This is a genomic window from Haemophilus parainfluenzae (assembly GCF_014931415.1).
Lineage (GTDB): Bacteria > Pseudomonadota > Gammaproteobacteria > Enterobacterales > Pasteurellaceae > Haemophilus_D > Haemophilus_D parainfluenzae_AF.
Map to the genome: position 1 here is coordinate 404,621 of NZ_CP063121.1, position 14,437 is coordinate 419,057.

Annotated in this window: 26 protein-coding genes; all 26 read right to left on the reverse strand. The window is 39.8% G+C overall.

Going from position 1 to position 14,437, the window contains the following annotated elements; genetic code table 11:
• Window positions 1-5: 5 nt before the first annotated feature.
• The gene (gene rplO, locus INP93_RS01990) at window positions 6-440 is read right to left on the reverse strand and encodes a 50S ribosomal protein L15 (RefSeq protein WP_005695100.1); all 435 of its coding nucleotides are present in this window, start codon (window positions 438-440) and stop codon (window positions 6-8) included.
• Between the two features lie 3 nt (window positions 441-443).
• Window positions 444-623: a 50S ribosomal protein L30 gene (rpmD, locus tag INP93_RS01995; protein ID WP_005543631.1), complete on the reverse strand. Its 180-nt coding sequence runs from the start codon at window positions 621-623 to the stop codon at window positions 444-446.
• Window positions 624-629: 6 nt separating this feature from the next.
• On the reverse strand, window positions 630-1,130 hold the full coding sequence (rpsE, locus tag INP93_RS02000; RefSeq protein WP_005695098.1) for a 30S ribosomal protein S5: 501 nt from the start codon (window positions 1,128-1,130) through the stop codon (window positions 630-632).
• 14 nt (window positions 1,131-1,144) lie between these two features.
• Window positions 1,145-1,498 carry a 50S ribosomal protein L18 gene (gene rplR / locus INP93_RS02005; protein WP_005695097.1) on the reverse strand — a complete coding sequence of 118 codons (354 nt, stop codon included), beginning with the start codon at window positions 1,496-1,498 and terminating at the stop codon, window positions 1,145-1,147.
• Between the two features lie 13 nt (window positions 1,499-1,511).
• Window positions 1,512-2,045, reverse strand: a complete 534-nt coding sequence (gene rplF / locus INP93_RS02010; protein ID WP_197545001.1) for a 50S ribosomal protein L6 — start codon at window positions 2,043-2,045, stop codon at window positions 1,512-1,514.
• 15 nt (window positions 2,046-2,060) lie between these two features.
• Window positions 2,061-2,453, reverse strand: a complete 393-nt coding sequence (rpsH, locus tag INP93_RS02015) for a 30S ribosomal protein S8 (RefSeq protein WP_005625877.1) — start codon at window positions 2,451-2,453, stop codon at window positions 2,061-2,063.
• Window positions 2,454-2,489: 36 nt separating this feature from the next.
• Window positions 2,490-2,795: a 30S ribosomal protein S14 gene (gene rpsN / locus INP93_RS02020; protein ID WP_197545002.1), complete on the reverse strand. Its 306-nt coding sequence runs from the start codon at window positions 2,793-2,795 to the stop codon at window positions 2,490-2,492.
• A gap of 11 nt (window positions 2,796-2,806) precedes the next feature.
• Complete coding sequence (gene rplE / locus INP93_RS02025; protein WP_005695093.1) at window positions 2,807-3,346, reverse strand: 50S ribosomal protein L5; 540 nt, start codon at window positions 3,344-3,346, stop codon at window positions 2,807-2,809.
• Between the two features lie 17 nt (window positions 3,347-3,363).
• Entirely contained in the window at window positions 3,364-3,675 is a 312-nt protein-coding gene (gene rplX, locus INP93_RS02030) for a 50S ribosomal protein L24 (RefSeq protein ID WP_005695092.1), read from the reverse strand.
• Between the two features lie 13 nt (window positions 3,676-3,688).
• Window positions 3,689-4,060 carry a 50S ribosomal protein L14 gene (gene rplN / locus INP93_RS02035; protein WP_005619403.1) on the reverse strand — a complete coding sequence of 124 codons (372 nt, stop codon included), beginning with the start codon at window positions 4,058-4,060 and terminating at the stop codon, window positions 3,689-3,691.
• 457 nt (window positions 4,061-4,517) lie between these two features.
• Complete coding sequence (gene dag1 / locus INP93_RS02040; protein ID WP_197545003.1) at window positions 4,518-5,105, reverse strand: Dag1 family anti-phage DNA glycosylase; 588 nt, start codon at window positions 5,103-5,105, stop codon at window positions 4,518-4,520.
• Window positions 5,105-5,653 (reverse strand): hypothetical protein, encoded by a 549-nt coding sequence (locus INP93_RS02045; protein ID WP_197545004.1) that lies wholly within the window; start codon window positions 5,651-5,653, stop codon window positions 5,105-5,107. Before INP93_RS02045 ends, dag1 begins: the two co-directional genes overlap by 1 nt.
• A 390-nt stretch (window positions 5,654-6,043) precedes the next feature.
• Window positions 6,044-6,301 carry a 30S ribosomal protein S17 gene (gene rpsQ / locus INP93_RS02050; RefSeq protein WP_005695091.1) on the reverse strand — a complete coding sequence of 86 codons (258 nt, stop codon included), beginning with the start codon at window positions 6,299-6,301 and terminating at the stop codon, window positions 6,044-6,046.
• Window positions 6,301-6,492 carry a 50S ribosomal protein L29 gene (gene rpmC / locus INP93_RS02055; RefSeq protein ID WP_005695090.1) on the reverse strand — a complete coding sequence of 64 codons (192 nt, stop codon included), beginning with the start codon at window positions 6,490-6,492 and terminating at the stop codon, window positions 6,301-6,303. Before rpmC ends, rpsQ begins: the two co-directional genes overlap by 1 nt.
• Entirely contained in the window at window positions 6,492-6,902 is a 411-nt protein-coding gene (gene rplP / locus INP93_RS02060; RefSeq protein WP_005695088.1) for a 50S ribosomal protein L16, read from the reverse strand. The genes rpmC and rplP overlap by 1 nt, the downstream gene beginning before the upstream one ends.
• 13 nt (window positions 6,903-6,915) lie before the next feature.
• Entirely contained in the window at window positions 6,916-7,623 is a 708-nt protein-coding gene (gene rpsC, locus INP93_RS02065; protein WP_005640982.1) for a 30S ribosomal protein S3, read from the reverse strand.
• 17 nt (window positions 7,624-7,640) lie between these two features.
• Window positions 7,641-7,973 carry a 50S ribosomal protein L22 gene (gene rplV, locus INP93_RS02070; RefSeq protein WP_005625897.1) on the reverse strand — a complete coding sequence of 111 codons (333 nt, stop codon included), beginning with the start codon at window positions 7,971-7,973 and terminating at the stop codon, window positions 7,641-7,643.
• 11 nt (window positions 7,974-7,984) lie between these two features.
• Window positions 7,985-8,260, reverse strand: a complete 276-nt coding sequence (gene rpsS / locus INP93_RS02075; protein WP_005539416.1) for a 30S ribosomal protein S19 — start codon at window positions 8,258-8,260, stop codon at window positions 7,985-7,987.
• A gap of 24 nt (window positions 8,261-8,284) precedes the next feature.
• Complete coding sequence (rplB, locus tag INP93_RS02080) at window positions 8,285-9,106, reverse strand: 50S ribosomal protein L2 (protein WP_005640979.1); 822 nt, start codon at window positions 9,104-9,106, stop codon at window positions 8,285-8,287.
• A gap of 17 nt (window positions 9,107-9,123) precedes the next feature.
• Window positions 9,124-9,423: a 50S ribosomal protein L23 gene (gene rplW, locus INP93_RS02085; RefSeq protein ID WP_005632756.1), complete on the reverse strand. Its 300-nt coding sequence runs from the start codon at window positions 9,421-9,423 to the stop codon at window positions 9,124-9,126.
• Window positions 9,420-10,022, reverse strand: a complete 603-nt coding sequence (gene rplD, locus INP93_RS02090) for a 50S ribosomal protein L4 (protein ID WP_005695085.1) — start codon at window positions 10,020-10,022, stop codon at window positions 9,420-9,422. Before rplD ends, rplW begins: the two co-directional genes overlap by 4 nt.
• Before the next feature lie 15 nt (window positions 10,023-10,037).
• Window positions 10,038-10,664, reverse strand: a complete 627-nt coding sequence (gene rplC, locus INP93_RS02095; protein WP_005632753.1) for a 50S ribosomal protein L3 — start codon at window positions 10,662-10,664, stop codon at window positions 10,038-10,040.
• Window positions 10,665-10,680: 16 nt separating this feature from the next.
• On the reverse strand, window positions 10,681-10,992 hold the full coding sequence (rpsJ, locus tag INP93_RS02100) for a 30S ribosomal protein S10 (RefSeq protein WP_001181005.1): 312 nt from the start codon (window positions 10,990-10,992) through the stop codon (window positions 10,681-10,683).
• A 319-nt stretch (window positions 10,993-11,311) separates the two neighbouring features.
• Window positions 11,312-12,244, reverse strand: a complete 933-nt coding sequence (gene ftsX, locus INP93_RS02105) for a permease-like cell division protein FtsX (RefSeq protein ID WP_197545005.1) — start codon at window positions 12,242-12,244, stop codon at window positions 11,312-11,314.
• Window positions 12,245-12,253: 9 nt separating this feature from the next.
• On the reverse strand, window positions 12,254-12,910 hold the full coding sequence (ftsE, locus tag INP93_RS02110; protein WP_049364690.1) for a cell division ATP-binding protein FtsE: 657 nt from the start codon (window positions 12,908-12,910) through the stop codon (window positions 12,254-12,256).
• A gap of 14 nt (window positions 12,911-12,924) precedes the next feature.
• Window positions 12,925-14,382: a signal recognition particle-docking protein FtsY gene (gene ftsY / locus INP93_RS02115; protein ID WP_197545006.1), complete on the reverse strand. Its 1,458-nt coding sequence runs from the start codon at window positions 14,380-14,382 to the stop codon at window positions 12,925-12,927.
• Between the last annotated feature and the right edge of the window lie 55 nt (window positions 14,383-14,437).

The window sequence follows — 14,437 nt, forward strand, 5'->3', positions numbered from 1 at the left end:
GCTAATTATTCCTCAACTGAACCGCCAGCAGCTTCGATTGCTGCTTTTGCACCTTTAGTTACACGTAAACCACGTACAGTAACTGCAGATTTCACTTCACCAGCTAAGATAACTTTAGCGAATTGAATATCTTTAGTTAAAATGTTTGCAGCTTTTAATGCTTCTAAAGTGACAACATTTCCTTCAACTTTTGTTAATTCGTTTAAACGAACTTCAGCAGTTACAGCTGATTTCATTGAAGTGAAACCAAATTTTGGTAAACGACGGTATAATGGCATTTGGCCACCCTCGAAACCACGACGAACACCGCCGCCAGTACGAGATTTTTGACCTTTATGACCACGACCACCAGTTTTTCCTAAACCTGAACCAATACCACGACCAAGGCGTTTTGCGCTGTGCTTAGCACCTTCAGCCGGAGATAGAGTATTTAAACGCATCTCTTACTCCTCCACTTTAACCATGTATGAAACTTGGTTAATCATACCACGTACTGCCGGAGTATCGATTAACTCAACAGTATGGTGCATATGGCGAAGACCAAGACCACGCAAGGTAGCTTTGTGCTTCGGTAAACGAGCAATTGAGCTACGAACTTGAGTTACTTTAATAGTTTTAGCCATTATCAATTACCCCAAAATTTCATCAACGGTTTTGCCACGTTTAGCAGCAACCATTTCTGGTGATTTCATATTTGCTAATGCATCAATAGTTGCACGAACAACGTTGATTGGGTTGGTTGAACCATACGCTTTAGAAAGAACGTTACGTACACCAGCAACTTCTAACACTGAACGCATTGCACCACCTGCGATGATACCTGTACCTTCGCTAGCTGGTTGCATAAATACGCGAGAACCAGTGTGAACACCTTTAACTGGGTGTTGTAATGTACCTTCATTTAAAGCGACATTAATCATATTGCGACGTGCTTTTTCCATCGCTTTTTGGATCGCTGCCGGAACTTCACGAGCTTTACCATAACCAAAACCTACGCGACCGTTACCATCGCCTACTACTGTTAAAGCAGTAAAGCTCATAATACGACCACCTTTTACAGTTTTTGATACACGGTTTACTGCGATTAGCTTCTCTTGCAGTTCACCAGCTTGTTTTTCGATGTTTGACATCTCAATTTACCTCATTAGAACTGTAGACCAGCTTCACGTGCAGCGTCCGCTAAAGTTTGGACACGACCATGATATTTAAAACCGGAACGGTCAAAAGCAACGTCTTTAACGCCTTTTGCTAATGCGCGCTCAGCAACAAGTTTACCTACTACTGCTGCGGCATCTTTATTACCGGTATATTTAACTTGCTCACGAATTGCTTTTTCAACAGTTGAAGCAGCGGCAAGCACTTCTGAACCGTTTGGTGCAATAACTTGTGCGTAGATATGACGCGGAGTACGGTGAATAACTAGACGAGTTACACCTTGCTCTCTCATCATATGACGTGCACGAGCTGCACGACGGATACGAGCTGATTTCTTATCCATAGTGTTACCTTAATTATTTCTTCTTAGCCTCTTTCATACGTACTACTTCATCAGAGTAACGTACACCTTTACCTTTATAAGGTTCAGGACGGCGATAAGCACGAATATCTGCTGCAACTTGACCAATTAACTGCTTGTCAGCACCTTTTAAAACGATTTCCGTTTGTGAAGGGCATTCAGCAGTAATACCTGCTGGTAAAGTGTGCTCCACAGGGTGAGAGAAACCTAAGCTTAATGCAACTACGTTGCCTTTAACTTGAGCCCTGTAACCAACACCCACTAGTTGTAATTTCTTAGTGAAGCCTTCAGTAACACCGATAACCATTGCATTAACTAATGCACGAGCTGTACCCGATTGAGCATTCGCTTCAACAAAACCTTCACGTGGAGTGAAAGTAAAGTGACCATTATCTTGTTTAACTTCAACTGAGTGATGAATTGTGCGAGATAACTCGCCATTTTTTCCTTTTACTGTTAATAGCTGACCGTCGAGTTTAACTTCAACGCCGGCAGGAATATTAACAGGTGCCTTTGCAACACGAGACATTTTCCTACCCCTCTATTAAGCTACGTAACAGATGATCTCACCGCCTAAGCCCGCTTGACGAGCTGCACGGTCAGTCATAACACCTTTAGATGTAGAAATTACAGCAACACCTAAACCACCCATAACTTTTGGTAATTCGTCTTTACGTTTGTAAATACGAAGACCAGGACGGCTTACACGTTGGATGCTTTCTACAACCGGTTTGCCTTGGAAATATTTTAAAGTAATTTCCAATTCAGGTTTTGCACCTTCTAAAACTTTAACGCTTTCGATATAACCTTCAGCAGCTAATACGTTGGCAATTGCCACTTTTAGCTTGGAAGAAGGCATATTGATTGCAACTTTGTTCGCAGCTTGACCGTTACGAATACGGGTCAACATATCTGCGATTGGATCTTGCATACTCATTGTACTTTTTCTCCGATTCCAAAATAAAGTGGTATATTACCAGCTCGCTTTTCTAAGGCCTGGGATCTCGCCGCGCATAGCAGCTTCACGAACCTTAATACGGCTTAAACCAAACTTACGTAAAACGCCGTGAGGACGTCCAGTTTGGCGGCAACGGTTACGTTGACGACTAGGGCTAGAATCACGTGGTAAAGTTTGTAATTTTAACACTGCATTCCAACGTTCTTCGTCAGAGGCATTGACATCAGAAATGATTTTCTTTAATTCTGCACGTTTAGCGAAGAATTTTTCAGCCAATTTAACGCGTTTTACATCGCGTGCTTTCATTGATTGTTTTGCCATTATAACCTGCCTTATTTACGGAATGGGAAATTAAAGGCAGCAAGTAGTGCTTGACCTTCTTCATCATTCTTAGCAGTAGTTGTGATAGTGATATCTAAACCACGTACACGATCTACTTTATCGTAATCGATTTCAGGGAAGATGATTTGTTCACGCACACCCATGCTGTAGTTACCACGACCATCAAATGATTTCGCGCTTAGACCGCGGAAGTCACGAATACGTGGAACAGCAATTGTAATTAAACGTTCAAAGAACTCCCACATACGCTCACCGCGTAGTGTTACTTTACAACCGATTGGATATCCCTGACGGATTTTAAAGCCAGCAACAGATTTACGAGCTTTAGTTACTAAAGGTTTTTGACCGCTAATTGCTGCTAAGTCCGCTACTGCGTTGTCTAGCAATTTCTTATCGGTCAATGCTTCACCCACACCCATATTCAGGGTAATCTTTTCGATTCGTGGGACTTGCATGACAGATTTGTAGCCGAATTTATTTTTTAACTCGTTTACTACTTGATCTCTGTAGTAATCATGCAGTTTCGCCATCGCATTACTCCAGTTTGTTAGATAATTTCATTGTTAGATTTGAAGAAACGTACTTTTTTGCCGTCTTCGAATCTAAAACCTACACGGTCAGCTTTGTTTGTTTTTGGATTGAAAATCGCAACATTAGAAGCATCGATAGCCGCTTCTTTTTTCACTAAACCACCAGCTTGTCCTAAAGCAGGAACTGGTTTTTCATGTTTAGTGATGATGTTGATACCTTCAACAAACACTTTACCGTTTGGTAACACTTTAGTTACCTTGCCACGCTTGCCTTTGTCTTTACCGGCAAGTACGATTACTTCATCGTTTTGACGAATTTTTGCAGCCATTTCTCACTTCTCCTTACAGTACTTCTGGTGCCAAAGAAATGATCTTCATGAATTTCTCAGAACGAAGTTCACGAGTCACCGGTCCAAAAATACGAGTACCGATTGGTTGCTCTGTGTTATTGTTTAAAATTACACAAGCGTTACCATCGAAGCGAATGACTGATCCGTCTGGGCGACGAACACCCTTCTTGGTGCGCACAACAACTGCTTTTAATACATCACCTTTTTTAACTTTACCGCGTGGAATTGCTTCTTTCACAGTAACTTTGATGATATCACCAATAGCAGCATAACGACGGTGCGATCCACCTAGAACCTTGATACACATTACGCTGCGAGCACCAGAGTTATCGGCAACATCCAGCATAGTCTGTTCTTGGATCATATTTTATGCTCCGTTAAGTTAATAATACACCCTTGCGGGACGAACCTATCCATGCCTTATAAAGATATATGGCGGATAGGTGGCGGAGTTTACCAAAAGAAGAATATAAAAGCAACGATAATTTTTCTTTATCCCTTTTTCTGCTATTCCCAAAATGAGGCAGACATTTACCGCGTTTTTGAATAAAAAAATATAGGTAAGATATTATAAAAAAACCTCTAACGATTTTGTTAGAGGGGGTTGATTTAGTGGTAGATTAATACTTTTTTACGCACCTTTCTGGAGAATCAGATCATATGATATATTTAATAAATTCAGTAAATCAATACTAAAAACTTTATCAAGTCCTATCAAAATCGCTGCTAGCCAAGCCCCCCCCTAATATAAGTACAGCAATCCCTTCCGCGTCCGAAATAAAACCGCCTTTCATAAAACATCCACCATCAATACATTAAAATCACTTCACTTTCTTAGGAAAAATTTCTTTTCCTAACAGCCACAAATACGTATCCAAGTCTTTTAAAGAGAAATTATCTAAACCAAAGGTTTTATTGAAATCAAGCAACACCTCATTAAACCGTTGATAGTTTTTAAGTTCTTTATGTTTAAACGTCGAAAAAGGATAGGCTTTATTTAACGCCACTAATATTTTATCGACGTAGCTGTCATAAATAGGAAAAAATTTTGGATTGTGATGGCTACAATATTTGGTAGCGAAAGAATAGAAATCTCTTTTCTTACCATCACTCATGGTCACTTCTTTAATTTCATCCACCAAAGAAATATCGCCTTGTTTTAAGCGGTTATCTAAATTTGGAATCGTCAAAATATGCTTAGCTACAGCATAAGTATTAAAAATATTAGTGCTATAAAAATCATTTAATGTTGATGATTTAAGCAAAACATCATTAATATCCGTGTTATGTGGAAGTAAATTAAATAACTTCTCTAATGCTTTTTCTTGTAATACATAATTTTCTAGCGTTTCACGCTTTGCCAGATAATGCTTAAGTTGTTTAGCACTAGGTTTTTCTAAATTAATCATTAGTCTAACTCTCTGGTTACTGTCGCCACGCTAGTAAAATCACAGTTCTTACAAGCGTAGGTTTCGTCTTCTATCACTTTCATCACTTTGATAAAACGGGTTTTACTTTTGCCTGATGAAGTGGTTTCTGTGACCTCTTTATTTGCAGGGTAACGTTCGACTACTTTGACATCCTTAAGATAAACAGAATCTCTCTTATCACATTTTGGACATCTATATCCCTCATCTGCAATCTCTTTCACGTTATAATTGAAAGCCCTAACCTTAGAGGTTCGATAATCGCACTGTGTACATCCTGTTACGCTTTCGAAATCTTTTTTCCAACTCTCCATTCTACGCCCGTCTTCATTGATAATGCCATTAAAGACATATGGCCCGATAGTATCTTCATCATCTAACCTTTTTATCGCGTTATCTGCGCCACATTTAGGACATCTTACGGCTGCGGCCTTTTTTTCCGCCTTTTCTTTTTTCTCAATAAAATATCCTATGATCGCCAGCAGAACTAAGACACCAGCACCGACGCCGATCCATTCAAGCCATCCCATAAATTAAAACCTCCAAAAATTAAATAAATAGATTGAATACAAGCTAACACTTTGTTTGATAATTTGTTTTAGTTGTTATGTCAATAACAACTAAAAGAAGTATACTTGTTTGCTAACTAACTATTTTTAAATGGAAAACTTGAAAATATTTCTATGAATATAGGACTGTTTTGCAACTACATTGCAATGCCTCGCTCTGGGCTATGCCCATCTCCCCCGTAAACAGAGAGAGAAAAAAGAAAGAATCGAGAGTAAAGAAGCTTTCCAAAATCCGCTTTCGACTGGAACGAATAGGAAGGAAGTGCGGTAATTTTTAAATAAGTTTTTCGTTATGCAAAAACAAAAAAGCCAACGGCATTCACCATTGGCTTTTATTTTTTAACTTGTTAATTAAGCAATAACTGCTTTCTCAACAACACGAACTAAAGTCCAAGATTTGGTTTTAGAGAGAGGACGACATTCGCGAATCTCTACTACATCACCTAATTTGGCTTCGTTGTTCTCATCGTGTACGTGTAATTTAGTTGTACGACGGATAAATTTACCGTATAACGGGTGTTTTACCTTACGTTCAATAGCAACAACGAAAGATTTTTCCATTTTGTCGCTAACAACTTTACCTTGTACGCTACGAATTTTATCAGTCATTACTCACCCGCCTTCTCAGTTAAAATGGTTTTAACGCGTGCGATATCACGACGCACTTGTTTAGCCTGATGGGTTTGTTGAAGCTGACCGGTGGCTGTTTGCATACGCAATTTGAATTGTTCACCTAAAAGGTTCACTAATTCATTATTCAGCTCTTCAACACTTTTTGTACGTAAATCTTGAGCTTTCATTACATCACCGTCTTAGTTACGAAGGTAGTCTTGATTGGCAATTTAGCAGCTGCTAATGCAAATGCTTGTCTTGCGATCTCTTCTGACACACCATCCATTTCATAAAGTACTTTACCCGGTTGGATTAAGGCTACCCAGTACTCAACGTTACCTTTACCTTTACCCATACGGACTTCTAATGGTTTTTCAGTAATTGGTTTATCTGGGAAAACACGGATCCAGATTTTACCTTGACGTTTAACTGCACGTGTCATTGCACGACGAGCCGCTTCAATTTGACGAGCGGTTAAACGACCACGACCAACTGCTTTTAACCCGAATGTACCGAAGCTAACTTCAGTACCACCCGCGATACCACGGTTACGGCCTTTGTGAACTTTACGGAATTTTGTACGTTTTGGTTGCAACATTTAGCGTTTCTCCTTACTTACGACCTTTGCCACGCGGAGCCTTTTTAGGCTTGTCGGCAGGTTGTTGTTCTGATTGCGCAACTGCAGCCATTCCACCCAAAATTTCACCTTTGAAGATCCATACTTTAACGCCGATTACGCCGTATGTAGTATGAGCTTCTGCAGTGTTATAATCGATGTCCGCACGAAGAGTATGTAGAGGTACACGACCTTCACGATACCATTCAGAACGTGCGATTTCTGCACCACCTAAACGACCGCTAACTTCAACTTTGATACCTTTAGCACCTAAACGCATTGCGCTTTGTACCGCACGTTTCATAGCACGACGGAACATTACACGACGTTCTAATTGAGAAGCGATGCTGTCTGCAACTAATTTTGCATCTAATTCCGGTTTTTTCACTTCAGCAATGTTGATTTGAGCCGGAACGCCAGCGATTTGAGATACTGCGTTACGTAATTTTTCAACATCTTCACCTTTTTTACCGATAACGATACCAGGGCGAGCTGTGTGAATTGTTACACGAATACTTTTCGCTGGACGCTCAATAGTAATACGTGAAACCGAAGCGTTTGCTAATTCTTTAGTTAAGAATTTGCGTACTTTGAAGTCACCGTCAAGATTGTCGGCGAAATCTTGTGTATTCGCGAACCAAGTAGAGTTCCAAGGTTTTACAATACCTAGGCGAATACCATTTGGATTTACTTTTTGACCCATTGCTATTCCTCTACTTATTAACGATCTGACACAACCACAGTGATGTGGCTAGTACGTTTTAAAATACGATCTGCACGACCTTTAGCACGTGGCATAACACGTTTCATGCTAGGACCTTCGTCAACGAAGATTTTAGCAACTTTAAGATCATCGATATCTGCACCATCATTATGCTCTGCGTTAGCAATAGCAGACTCTAATACTTTTTTCACTAAAGCCGCAGCTTTTTTGTTAGTAAAAGTTAAGATTTCTAATGCTTGCGCAACTTTTTTACCACGAATTAAATCGGCAACTAAGCGAGCTTTTTGGGCAGAAGTGCGAGCGTAACGATGTTTTGCGATAGTTTCCATCTATTTACCTCTTATTTCTTAGCTTTCTTATCTGCCGCGTGACCGCGGTATGTACGAGTCGGTGCAAATTCACCTAATTTATGGCCGATCATTTCATCAGATACATAAACAGGAACGTGCTGACGACCATTATGGACTGCGATGGTCAATCCGATCATTGAAGGAATGATCATTGAACGACGGGACCAAGTTTTGATTGGTTTTTTATCCCCGCTTTCCACCGCCTTCTCTACCTTCTTCAACAAGTGTAGGTCAAGGAAAGGACCTTTCTTGAGAGAACGTGGCATGGCTTATCCTCTTATTAATTTAAATTATTTGCCACGACGACGTACGATATATTTATCAGTACGTTTGTTGTGACGAGTTTTCTTACCTTTAGTTTGAACGCCCCAAGGAGTTACTGGGTGTTTACCAAAGTTACGACCTTCACCACCACCGTGTGGGTGATCTACTGGGTTCATTGCTGTACCACGAACTGTAGGGCGAATGCCTCTCCAGCGGTTAGCACCAGCTTTACCCAATACGCGAAGCATATGTTCTGAGTTACCAACTTCACCGATTGTAGCAACACATTCAGCTAATACTTTACGCATTTCGCCTGAACGTAAACGTAAAGTTACGTAGTTGCCTTCACGAGCGATGATTTGTACATAAGCACCAGCAGAACGAGCGATTTGACCGCCTTTACCTGGTTTTAATTCAACGTTATGTACTGTTGAACCAACTGGGATATTACGCATTGGTAATGAGTTACCCACTTTAATTGGTGAGTTAACGCCAGATTGGATTTGATCGCCAACTGACAAACCTTTAGGTGCTAAGATATAACGGCGTTCACCATCTTTATAAAGCACTAAAGCAATGTTAGCTGAACGGTTTGGATCATATTCTAAACGTTCAACAACCGCTGGGATATCTAACTTGTTACGTTTGAAATCGATTAAACGGTAATGTTGTTTATGACCACCACCGATGTGGCGAGTGGTAATACGACCATAATTGTTACGACCACCAGTTTTAGATTTAGTATCTAGAAGAGGCGCGTAAGGTTTACCCTTGTATAATTCAGGGTTCACGATTTTAACAACGTGACGACGACCAGCGGAGGTCGGCTTACATTTAACGATAGCCATTCTCTAATTTCCTCCGATTACTCTGCACTGTCCACGAAGTCCAAGTTTTGGCCTTCGGCTAAAGTTACATAAGCTTTTTTCCAGTCGCTGCGACGACCCATTTTGTTACCACGGCGTTTAGTTTTACCTTTAACAACCACAGTACGAACTGAGTCAACTTTTACTTCAAATAATTGAGCAACAGCAGCAGCAATTTCAGCTTTGTTCGCATCTAAAGCAACTTTAAGTACAACAGTGTTAGATTTTTCAGCATTGTTAGTTGCTTTTTCAGAGATGTGCGGTGCACGTAGCACGCTTAGCAAACGTTCTTGACTCATGCTAGGATCTCCTCAATTTGTTTCACAGCGTCAACAGTAACAATCACTTTATCGAAAGCGATTAAGCTAACTGGATCGATACCTTGAACATCACGTACATCAACTTTATATAAGTTACGTGCCGCTAAGAATAGATTTTCATCTAAACTTGCTGTGATAATTAACGCATCTTCAACTGCTAAATCTTTTAATTTTTGTACTAATACTTTAGTTTTTGGTGCATCTAATTCGAATTTTTCAACAACAACCAAACGGTCTTGACGAACTAATTCAGAAAGAATGCTTTTGATAGCACCACGGTACATTTTCTTGTTCACTTTTTGGCTGTGATCTTGTGGTTTAGCCGCGAAGGTTGTACCACCAGAACGCCAGATTGGTGATTTGATATCACCAGAACGAGCACGACCTGTACCTTTTTGACGCCAAGGTTTTTTACCTGAACCAGACACTTCAGCACGAGTTTTTTGCGCACGAGTACCTTGACGAGCACCTGCTGCATAAGCAACAACAACTTGGTGAATCAAAGCTTCGTTAAACTCACGTCCGAAGGTAGTTTCAGAAACAGTTAGTGCGTTTGCACCTACAACTTGTAATTCCATCTCTATCTCCTAGACTTATGCTTTAACTGCCGGCTTAACGATAACATCGCCATTGATAGCACCAGGTACAGAACCTTTTACTAATAGCAATTTACGCTCAGCATCTACACGAACAACTTCAAGTGATTGAACGGTTACACGCTCAGCACCTAAATGTCCTGCCATTTTTTTACCTTTAAACACACGACCTGGAGTTTGGTTTTGACCAATAGAACCAAGTACACGATGTGATAAAGAGTTACCATGTGTAGCATCTTGAGTACGGAAGTTCCAACGTTTAACACCACCTTGGAAACCTTTACCTTTAGAAGTACCAGTAACATCTACTTTTTTAACATCTGCAAAGATGTCAACATTGATTTCTTGACCTAAAGTGAATTCTTCACCTTCAGTACGAAATTCCCATAAACCGCGACCAGCTTCAACACCTGCTTTCACGAAATGGCCTGCTTCAGGTTTAGTTACACGATTCGCTTTTTTAGAACCAGTAGTAACTTGAACTGCAGTATAGCCATCGTTTTCAAGAGTTTTAACTTGAGTTACGCGGTTGGCTTCGATTTCGATAACGGTAACTGGTACAGAAACACCGTCTTCATTGAAGATACGGGTCATACCAACTTTACGACCGACTAAACCAATCATTGTAATAACCTCTTAATTAACCTAGGCTGATCTGCACGTCCACGCCGGCAGCCAAATCTAAACGCATTAATGCATCAACAGTTTTTTCTGTTGGCTCTACGATATCTACTAAACGTTTGTGTGTACGAATTTCGTATTGGTCACGCGCGTCTTTGTTCACGTGTGGAGAAATCAACACGGTGAAACGCTCTTTACGAGTTGGTAAAGGGATTGGACCACGAACTTGTGCACCAGTACGTTTAGCTGTTTCTACGATCTCCGCAGTAGATTGATCGATCAAACGGTGATCGAAAGCTTTTAAGCGGATACGGATTCTTTGGTTCTGCATTAGACCAGAGCTCCAATAAAATTTAGCTAATAAAAAACTAACACCAATCACAATTCTAACTTCAAAATAGAAAAGGAGGTGTAAGTTACCTGTTATATAGTCTCCAAATCGGAAACATTGTTAGTATTACATATCGTAACACTCGTTTAATAAATGATTACATTAAACGGCTTTCAATATCTGAAAGCCCGTGGATATTACACAAAAACACCTAATTATGCAAGCTTTTTGTTCAATTAATTTCCACAAATAAAAAAGTGCGGTCATTTTCTCGAGTATTTTCACCTGAAAAAATGACTGCACTTTATATAAATGAAATTTATAGTTTGTTATCTAACATTGCAATATGTCTTGTTGCGGCAATCCATGCGCCAACATAGCCCATAATTAAGCAGCTTACTAATAAGAAGATTAGCTCGCCTACGCCTAACCCATTGAGATCAAAGGTAACCGCAAAAATATCCGTTACATACTTCACCGCTGACGTAAAGTAACCCACAATAAGACTACTAAACAATGCGGCGATCACACCCCCTAACACGGCATAAATCATACCAGTGTAAAGATAAGGACGAAGAATAAATTGATCCGTTGCACCTAATAGCTTCATCACATCAATACTTGCTCGGCTACTATAAACATCAGAACGAATGCTATTTCCGATAACGAGGAATACAGCTATTGTCATTAACACCGTGCAGAAAATTGCCACGTGTGCAAACAACCACGAAAGTGCGGTCAATTTTTCCATCCAATCGTTATCGAGACGAACTTCTTGTACGCCTTTAATTTTATTTAAATTTGCGCGTAACTCAGCTCGTTTTTCTGATTCATTAAACGCTTTAGACGGTTTCACCATCACCACTGCCGGCAATGGGTTGTCATCTAAAATTTCTAACTCTTCACCAAAACCAGACCAACTTTTAAACTCTTTCAAACTGTCTTGGCGAGAAACATAATTTAACGATTCCACGCCTTCTTGCTGACGGATTTTTTCTACCACTAAGTTAGCATCTTCTTCACTTAAATTTTTGTGTAAATAGATTGTGAGTTCGCTTTCCGGATAAAATTGAGTCGTCGCTAAGTGTAAATTTTTCCATAACAAATAGCTCACCGTTGGAATCGTGAGAGATACGGCAATAACTAAAATTGTTAGCAATGTACCAAATTTACGTTTTACTAAATCGCTCAAAACAGAACGCAAAGTATAAGCAGTTTGCACGCCAAAAGAAGCATCAATACGTCTTGTCATTTTTTATCCTTAATAGCGTAAGTAGCCTTGTTCAAGTACAAGACATGGTTTTGGTTTTTGTTGAATTAAATTGATATCGTGTGTCGCAATTAACACCGTCATGCCTAAACGATTAAACTCTTCAAACAGATTAAAAATCCCTAAAGAAAGTTCATCATCAAGGTTACCTGTAGGCTCATCCGCTAATAAAAGTTGCGGTTTATGTACGATTGCACGCGCGATATCCACACGTTGTTGCTCACCACCTGAGATTTGTGGCGGCATATAATTCGCTTTACTACGTAAGCCCACACGATCTAATGCAACCAATGCGCGTGTATGTGCTTCTTTCGGGTTCATGCCAGCAATAATCAATGGCAACGCCACATTTTCTGCTACGCTACGATCCGTTAATAGACGGTAATCTTGGTGAACCATGCCAATTTGGCGGCGTAAAAATGGGATTTCATATTTAGACAAACGCGTAATATCATGACCATTAAACCAAATATTACCGGCATTCGCCTTTTCCATTCCCATGATTAATTTAAGCAAGGTACTTTTACCCGCGCCAGAATGCCCAACAAGATAAGTCATACTTCCAACAGGAAGATGAAAATTCAAGCCTTGTAAGGCCGGCTGAGTCGCACCGTGATAAGCTTTAGAGACATTTGAAAATCGAATCACTTTATTATTCCTTTTTATTCTTCATTTTCGTGAACAAATAATGCTTCAATAAATTCTTCTGCATTAAATTCGCGTAAATCTTCTATCTTTTCACCCACACCAATATAACGAATTGGTAAATTAAACTGATCTGCAATGGCGAAAATTACCCCACCTTTTGCTGTTCCATCTAATTTGGTTAATGTAATACCTGTTAACCCAACCGCCTCATTAAAGAGTTTAGCTTGGCTAATTGCATTCTGCCCTGTACCCGCATCTAAGGTAAGCATGATTTCGTGCGGCGCGGTTTCATCGTATTTTCTCATGACACGAACAATCTTCTTCAATTCATCCATGAGATTATTTTTATTTTGTAAACGACCAGCCGTATCCGCAATTAAAATATCAATATTACGTGCCGCGGCAGATTGCATCGCATCAAAAATTACAGACGCAGAATCTGAACCCGTACTTTGTGCCACAACCGGAATATTATTACGTTCTCCCCATACTTGAAGTTGTTCTACTGCAGCAGCACGGAAGGTATCCCCTGCCGCTAACATGACTGATTTTCCTTCATTTTGGAATTTGCGAGCCAATTTACCAATTGTGGTTGTTTTACCTACACCGTTTACGCCAACCATCAAAATAACATAAGGCTTTTTAGTCGTATCAATGACCAATGGTTTGGCAACCGGTTTTAGAATTTCTACCATTTCAACTTTAAGTTGTTGGTAAAGCAATTCCGCATCTTGTAACTGTTTACGACTTGCGTGCTCCGTTAAATTCTTAATGATTTTATTCGTTGTTGGCACACCAATATCGGCAATTAAAAGCTGCTCTTCCAACTCTTCAAATAAATCATCGTCAATCTTTTTACCTAAAAAGAACGCTCGGAAACCTGCACCAATATTTTGTTTAGTTTTGAGTAAGTCTTTGACTAAACGACTAAAAAAGCCACCTTCACTTGGTTTTTCTTGCGTTTCGGTATTAATATCTGAACGGAATTCATCTTTAACATCTTCAACAATTTCAGGCTCAATCTCAGCATCAACCACAGGAAGATCTTCAACGACATTATCTTGCTCAATAATGCTTTCTGTTGGCTCTTCCTCAGAAAGTGCGGTAGAAACTCCTTCTGTTTTTTCTGTCTCTTCAGCCGTTGCCTCAATCACCGGTGTATCTAAAACTGGCTCAATATTGACCGCACTTTCAGGTGAAATCACTTCTTCTACAACAGGTTCAATATGCTCAACAATGGTATTCTCAGCTTTATCCTCTTGCAGCTGTTCCGCTAACTCCTGTAATTCTTCCTGTTCAACTTGTTCTAATTGAACGTTCTCGCTATTGTGAACAATCTCTTCCGTAGGCGAAACATCGGCAGATTCAACAGATGACTCTTCAATAGTTGGCTCAATTTTTTGTTCTTCTTGCTTTTTATTGCGACCAAAAAGAGAGGCCCAAAACCCGCCTTTTTTCTTTTCTTCTGACATAAATTCTTCTCTTAAACACAAATCTTTAAAAAATACTGCCTATTCTAGCAAAAAA

What these genes read in the sequence shown, in the direction of transcription:
- rpsN (WP_197545002.1), bottom strand. Translation starts at nt 2,795, where the DNA reads ATGGCAAAACAATCAATGAAAGCACGCGATGTAAAACGCGTTAAATTG.
- rpsH (WP_005625877.1), bottom strand. Translation starts at nt 2,453, where the DNA reads ATGAGTATGCAAGATCCAATCGCAGATATGTTGACCCGTATTCGTAAC.
- rpsS (WP_005539416.1), bottom strand. Translation starts at nt 8,260, where the DNA reads ATGCCACGTTCTCTCAAGAAAGGTCCTTTCCTTGACCTACACTTGTTG.
- rplN (WP_005619403.1), bottom strand. Translation starts at nt 4,060, where the DNA reads ATGATCCAAGAACAGACTATGCTGGATGTTGCCGATAACTCTGGTGCT.
- rpsQ (WP_005695091.1), bottom strand. Translation starts at nt 6,301, where the DNA reads ATGACTGATAAAATTCGTAGCGTACAAGGTAAAGTTGTTAGCGACAAA.
- INP93_RS02045 (WP_197545004.1), bottom strand. Translation starts at nt 5,653, where the DNA reads ATGGGATGGCTTGAATGGATCGGCGTCGGTGCTGGTGTCTTAGTTCTG.
- dag1 (WP_197545003.1), bottom strand. Translation starts at nt 5,105, where the DNA reads ATGATTAATTTAGAAAAACCTAGTGCTAAACAACTTAAGCATTATCTG.
- rplV (WP_005625897.1), bottom strand. Translation starts at nt 7,973, where the DNA reads ATGGAAACTATCGCAAAACATCGTTACGCTCGCACTTCTGCCCAAAAA.
- rpsC (WP_005640982.1), bottom strand. Translation starts at nt 7,623, where the DNA reads ATGGGTCAAAAAGTAAATCCAAATGGTATTCGCCTAGGTATTGTAAAA.
- rplP (WP_005695088.1), bottom strand. Translation starts at nt 6,902, where the DNA reads ATGTTGCAACCAAAACGTACAAAATTCCGTAAAGTTCACAAAGGCCGT.
- rplR (WP_005695097.1), bottom strand. Translation starts at nt 1,498, where the DNA reads ATGGATAAGAAATCAGCTCGTATCCGTCGTGCAGCTCGTGCACGTCAT.
- rplD (WP_005695085.1), bottom strand. Translation starts at nt 10,022, where the DNA reads ATGGAATTACAAGTTGTAGGTGCAAACGCACTAACTGTTTCTGAAACT.
- rpmD (WP_005543631.1), bottom strand. Translation starts at nt 623, where the DNA reads ATGGCTAAAACTATTAAAGTAACTCAAGTTCGTAGCTCAATTGCTCGT.
- rplC (WP_005632753.1), bottom strand. Translation starts at nt 10,664, where the DNA reads ATGATTGGTTTAGTCGGTCGTAAAGTTGGTATGACCCGTATCTTCAAT.
- rplO (WP_005695100.1), bottom strand. Translation starts at nt 440, where the DNA reads ATGCGTTTAAATACTCTATCTCCGGCTGAAGGTGCTAAGCACAGCGCA.
- rplX (WP_005695092.1), bottom strand. Translation starts at nt 3,675, where the DNA reads ATGGCTGCAAAAATTCGTCAAAACGATGAAGTAATCGTACTTGCCGGT.
- ftsY (WP_197545006.1), bottom strand. Translation starts at nt 14,382, where the DNA reads ATGTCAGAAGAAAAGAAAAAAGGCGGGTTTTGGGCCTCTCTTTTTGGT.
- rplB (WP_005640979.1), bottom strand. Translation starts at nt 9,106, where the DNA reads ATGGCTATCGTTAAATGTAAGCCGACCTCCGCTGGTCGTCGTCACGTT.
- rplE (WP_005695093.1), bottom strand. Translation starts at nt 3,346, where the DNA reads ATGGCGAAACTGCATGATTACTACAGAGATCAAGTAGTAAACGAGTTA.
- rpmC (WP_005695090.1), bottom strand. Translation starts at nt 6,492, where the DNA reads ATGAAAGCTCAAGATTTACGTACAAAAAGTGTTGAAGAGCTGAATAAT.
- rplF (WP_197545001.1), bottom strand. Translation starts at nt 2,045, where the DNA reads ATGTCTCGTGTTGCAAAGGCACCTGTTAATATTCCTGCCGGCGTTGAA.
- ftsX (WP_197545005.1), bottom strand. Translation starts at nt 12,244, where the DNA reads ATGACAAGACGTATTGATGCTTCTTTTGGCGTGCAAACTGCTTATACT.
- rpsJ (WP_001181005.1), bottom strand. Translation starts at nt 10,992, where the DNA reads ATGCAGAACCAAAGAATCCGTATCCGCTTAAAAGCTTTCGATCACCGT.
- rplW (WP_005632756.1), bottom strand. Translation starts at nt 9,423, where the DNA reads ATGAGTCAAGAACGTTTGCTAAGCGTGCTACGTGCACCGCACATCTCT.
- rpsE (WP_005695098.1), bottom strand. Translation starts at nt 1,130, where the DNA reads ATGTCAAACATCGAAAAACAAGCTGGTGAACTGCAAGAGAAGCTAATC.